We start from the raw sequence: 4,212 nt of genomic DNA, 5'->3' as shown, positions 1-4,212 counted from the left end.
AGATGCGCCCGAAACGGAATCCTCAGCGATTCAGCCACTGTGGAAAACGCTCTAAGCTCCTCGACGAAGAACAGCTGAAGCACCAGCTTCAGCCGGTCGGGCAGCTTGACCATTGCCGCGATCAGCCGCTCGCGGTCCTCGGCGGCGCACAGCGCCTCGAAGGGGTCGGGATCGTCGCTGGCGAAGGCGAGATTGCTTTCGTCATAGGCATCATCGATCGGGGTCAGCTTCACGCCAGAGGCCTCGATGGCGAGGAGCTCGGCGTCCGACACCTCCAGCGCGCGGGCGAGCTCGGCGCGGCTCGGCTCGCGGCCCAGCGACCCGCGAAGCGAAGCGAGCGCCCGCTCGTAGGTCGACCTTTTGGCGCGCGACGTGCGGCTGTCGTGGGCGACGCGGCGCACTTCGTCGAGCATCGCGCCGCGCACGCGGATCTTGGCATAGGCGGCAAAGCCGTCCTCGGTCGGCCCGGCATGGCGCTGCGCGCATTCGGTGAGCGCGAGGATGCCGGCCTGCACCAGATCCTCGATCTCGAGGCCTTCCCGGCCCCGTCCGTTGATGTGCCAGGCGGTGCGGCGCACCAGCGGGAGGAAGCGGCGCACCCGGTCCTCGACCTCGGTGCGGGAGGGCGCATAGGGCTGGGCGAGCGCTCCGAAACCGGCGTGATCGTGCTTCATGCGGCGATCCCCTCGGGTGCGGCAAGCGCGGCGGCTTCGGGCGCTGCGCCGATCACGCCGACGACGGCGATCGGCTGGGCAGCGGGCAGCTCGGCGATCGACAGCACCATGCAGCGCGGCGCGCGGTGCTTGACCAGCGCGGCGAGCGCGCGGCGCGCGGGCGGCTGGACGATCAGCGCGATCGGCCCCTTCTCGGCATCGGCGAGCGCATTGACCTCGCGCAGGATCATCGCTCCGCAATCGGGTTCGATCAGCGGCTGGCCGGTGGCCGGATCGATCATCCCGCCAAGGATCGCGCCTTCGAGCCCGGCATCGAGCGTCACCACCTTCAGCGCTTCGTCCGGCCCGGCGATCCGGGCGACCAGACGCGGCGACAGGTCGGCGCGCACGGCATCGATCACCGTGTCGAAATCGGTTGTCTTCTGGAGTGCCAGCGCGAGCGAAGTGAACAGCGGCTGGGGGTGGGCGAGCCCGATCCCGTCGGCCATCAGCGCGCGCAAGGTGCGGGTCAGCGCGGCGAGCGGGAGCGGGTCGGGGGTCACCGCCTCGACCAGCGCAGGCGCGCGGGCCTTGAGGCCATCGACCCACTCGCGCACTTCGTCCGGGCCGAGCAGCTGGTGCGCCTCGGCGAGCAAGGCCTGGTTGGCGTGGGTGGCGATCACCGAGGCCGGGTCGACCACGAGGAAGCCTTCGGCCACAGCATGATCGCGCGCGGCAGGCGCGATCCACAGCGCGGGGCAATCGAAGGAGGGATCGCGGGTCGGCTCGCCGGTCAGCCCGTGGCCGGGGCGCACGTCGCCCGCGTCGATGGCGAGCAGCTTGCCGGAGCGCACGCTCCCGCGCGCGATGCTCACCCCGCCCATCATCACGGCATAATCCTGCGCGGCAAGATCGAGCGAATCCCGGATCCGGAACTGCGGCAGCACGAAGCCGAGATCGCGCGAGAGCTGCTTCCTGATGCCGGTGATCCGCGTGATCAGCGGCGCGCCTTGCGCAGCGTCGACCAGCCCGATGAGGCCATAGCCGAGCTCGACCGTCACCAGCGTGCTGTCGGCCACATCGGCGAGCGCGATGTGATCGGGGGCGACGTCCTCGACCGGCTCGGCGAGGGGCGCAGGCGCGGCCGCGCGCTTGCGAAGGTGCCACCAGATCGCAGCCGAAATGGCGGCGGCCGGTAAGAAGATCGTCTGCGGCATGGCGGGCACCATCCCGACGCTGCCAAGGATCAGCGCCACCGGCAGCCACCCGCGCGGATCGGCGAACTGGCCGCCGATCTGCCCGGCAAGGTCGCGCTGGTCGGAGACGCGGGTGACGATCGCGGCCGCGGCGATGGAGAGCAGCAGCGCGGGCACCTGCGCCACCAGCGCATCGCCCACCGCGAGCGTCACGTAAGCTTCGCCCGCCTCGGTTGCCGACAGGCCGTGGGAGATCATGCCGATGGCGAACCCGGCGACGATATTGACCCCGAGGATCAGCAGCGCCGCCATCGCATCGCCCTTCACGAACTTGGAGGCACCGTCCATCGAGCCGTAGAAATCGGCCTCCACCGTTACCTCGCGGCGGCGCTCGCGCGCTTCGTCGGCGGTGACGAGGCCGGCGGCGATGTCGGCGTCGATCGCCATCTGCTTGCCCGGCAAGGCGTCGAGCACGAAGCGCGCCGAAACCTCGGACACGCGGCCCGCGCCCTTGGTGATGACGATCATGTTGATGATCATCAGGATCGCGAAGACGAACAGGCCGACGACGAAATTGCCGCCCACGAGGAAGGCCGCGAAGCTCTCGATCACGTGGCCGGCGGCCGCGCCCCCCTCGTGCCCGTGGACCAGCACCACGCGGGTCGAGGCGACGTTGAGGGCCAGGCGCAGCAGGGTGGCGAACAGCAGCACGCTCGGGAAGGAGGAGAAATCGAGCGGGCGCCTTGCGTTCAGCGCCACCATCAGCACCGCGATCGAGATCGCGATGTTGAGCACGAAGAAGATGTCGAGCAGCAGCGCCGGGATCGGCAGCACCATCAGGGCCAGCAGCGCGAATATGCCGACCGGCAGCGCGAGGCTGGCAGGAACGGCGGCGAAGCGGGCGAACGGGGAGGCGGGGGCAGGCGTCACGGATGAACTCACAGGCCGAACGCCTTCAGCCGTTCATAGGCGCGGCGCACCTGCGGCGGGGCGGCGGCAGGATCGGTGCCGAAGGTCGCGTCCAGGATCTGCGACATTGCAGGTCTCTGGGGCGGACGTTGCCGCGGGGGCGCAGCCGCAGGCGAGGACGGGGTATAGGTGAGCGCCGGGGGCGAGCCGGGGCCGAACACCGTCTCGTCGGCGATGAGGTAGGGCGAAGGGGTGAAGCTTGCCCCGCCGCTGCTGCCGGGGCGCGGGCCGTAATCGGCGCGCACGAAGTTGACCGCGCGGCCATCCGTGGCGCGGTCGAGGGCGCGGCCCATCTTGCCGTCGATCACCTGCATCACCTGCGCGAGGGTGCGCGGGGAGCCGTCGGGGGTGTAGAAGATGCCGCGGTTGGAGGCGGCCGGGCGGGCGAACAGCGCCGCCGCGCTCTGGCCCGGATCGGCCTGCAGCTCGCTCAGGAACCGCCCCGCGCCGCCCGCGCCGAGGAAATGCGCAAGGTAGAGCTCGGCATGATCGGGCTGGCGGCCGAGGATCGGCATCAGGTGCGCGCGGTTGTCCTCGGCAAGGCCCGCCGCCATCAGCGCGGCGATCTGCGGGTCGTTCCGGAGCACAAGAATTGCCTCGCGCTTGGCGTCGTCGGCGACATAGGCATTGCCCGATGCGGTCACATCGATCTGGTCGGCAACATGCCCGAGGCCGAAGCGGTGCCCGTGCTTCTTCATCGTGTCGAGCCAGGTGTTCTCGATGAACTGGTAGAGCCCGGTCGCGCTCGAGGTGGCGGCGCGGGCGTCGGGGTTCATCGCGCTTTCGACCTCGGCCTGGGCGAGGAGGTAGTTGAAATCGACGGTGGTCGCCTGCGCGGCGCGGGCGATCGCGGCCTCGACCGGGCCGCCGCCGGCTACGGCGATCTGGCGCACGGCACCGGGCTCTGCGCCCGCCTCCATCGCGGTCCGGGCGGCGGCATGGGCGCGGGCAGCGCTTTCGAACCCGGCGCGGATCGAACCGGCGGGCAGGTTCATCGAGGTCGGGGATTGGCTCATTCGCGTGGTCCGCCTGCTGGTCGCCGCCGCGGGATGCGGGGCCTTCCGGGCGGATTGTGCAAACGCCGTGCCAGATGCGGCGCGGCGCAGGGGCTAGGGATTACCCCTCAGGTGCGCACGGGGGCGTAGGTCACGCGCGGCAGGCGTCGCGCGCCGCCGAGCGCCTCGATCCGGGCGGCGACATTGGCGGCGAGCAGGTTGCGCACCCGGCGGTTGACCTCGTTCAATTGGCGCGCGGTCTCGGCCAGGCTGCGGGTCTCGCCGTCAAGCGACTGGGGCTCGAGCGCAGCGAGGGTGTCGCACAGGCTCTCCTTCTCGCGCGCCGCGCCGACGAGGGCATCGGCATCGAGCGCGGCGCGCGAGAAGGAGAGCCTGTGC

At 71.0% G+C, this 4,212-nt stretch carries 3 protein-coding genes and 1 pseudogene; all 4 read right to left on the bottom strand.

The window, feature by feature from the left end; all coding sequences use genetic code 11:
* Positions 1 to 674 (bottom strand): sigma-70 family RNA polymerase sigma factor (locus AX708_RS09440; RefSeq protein WP_067490042.1); only part of this gene is annotated, 674 nt, incomplete at its 3' end.
* Positions 671 to 2,791: a flagellar biosynthesis protein FlhA gene (locus tag AX708_RS09435; protein WP_156454562.1), complete on the bottom strand. Its 2,121-nt coding sequence runs from the start codon at positions 2,789 to 2,791 to the stop codon at positions 671 to 673. The genes AX708_RS09440 and AX708_RS09435, both read right to left, overlap by 4 nt.
* On the bottom strand, positions 2,788 to 3,834 hold the full coding sequence (locus AX708_RS09430; RefSeq protein WP_233999636.1) for a transglycosylase SLT domain-containing protein: 1,047 nt from the start codon (positions 3,832 to 3,834) through the stop codon (positions 2,788 to 2,790). The genes AX708_RS09435 and AX708_RS09430 overlap by 4 nt, the downstream gene beginning before the upstream one ends.
* Before the next feature lie 107 nt (positions 3,835 to 3,941).
* Positions 3,942 to 4,212: pseudogene (locus tag AX708_RS20890) on the bottom strand (flagellar protein FlgN); the annotation flags it as partial.

It is taken from the genome of Erythrobacter sp. CCH5-A1, from assembly GCF_001557115.1.
Classification (GTDB): Bacteria; Pseudomonadota; Alphaproteobacteria; order Sphingomonadales; family Sphingomonadaceae; genus Erythrobacter.
This window is presented reverse-complemented; position numbering and strand designations above follow the sequence as displayed.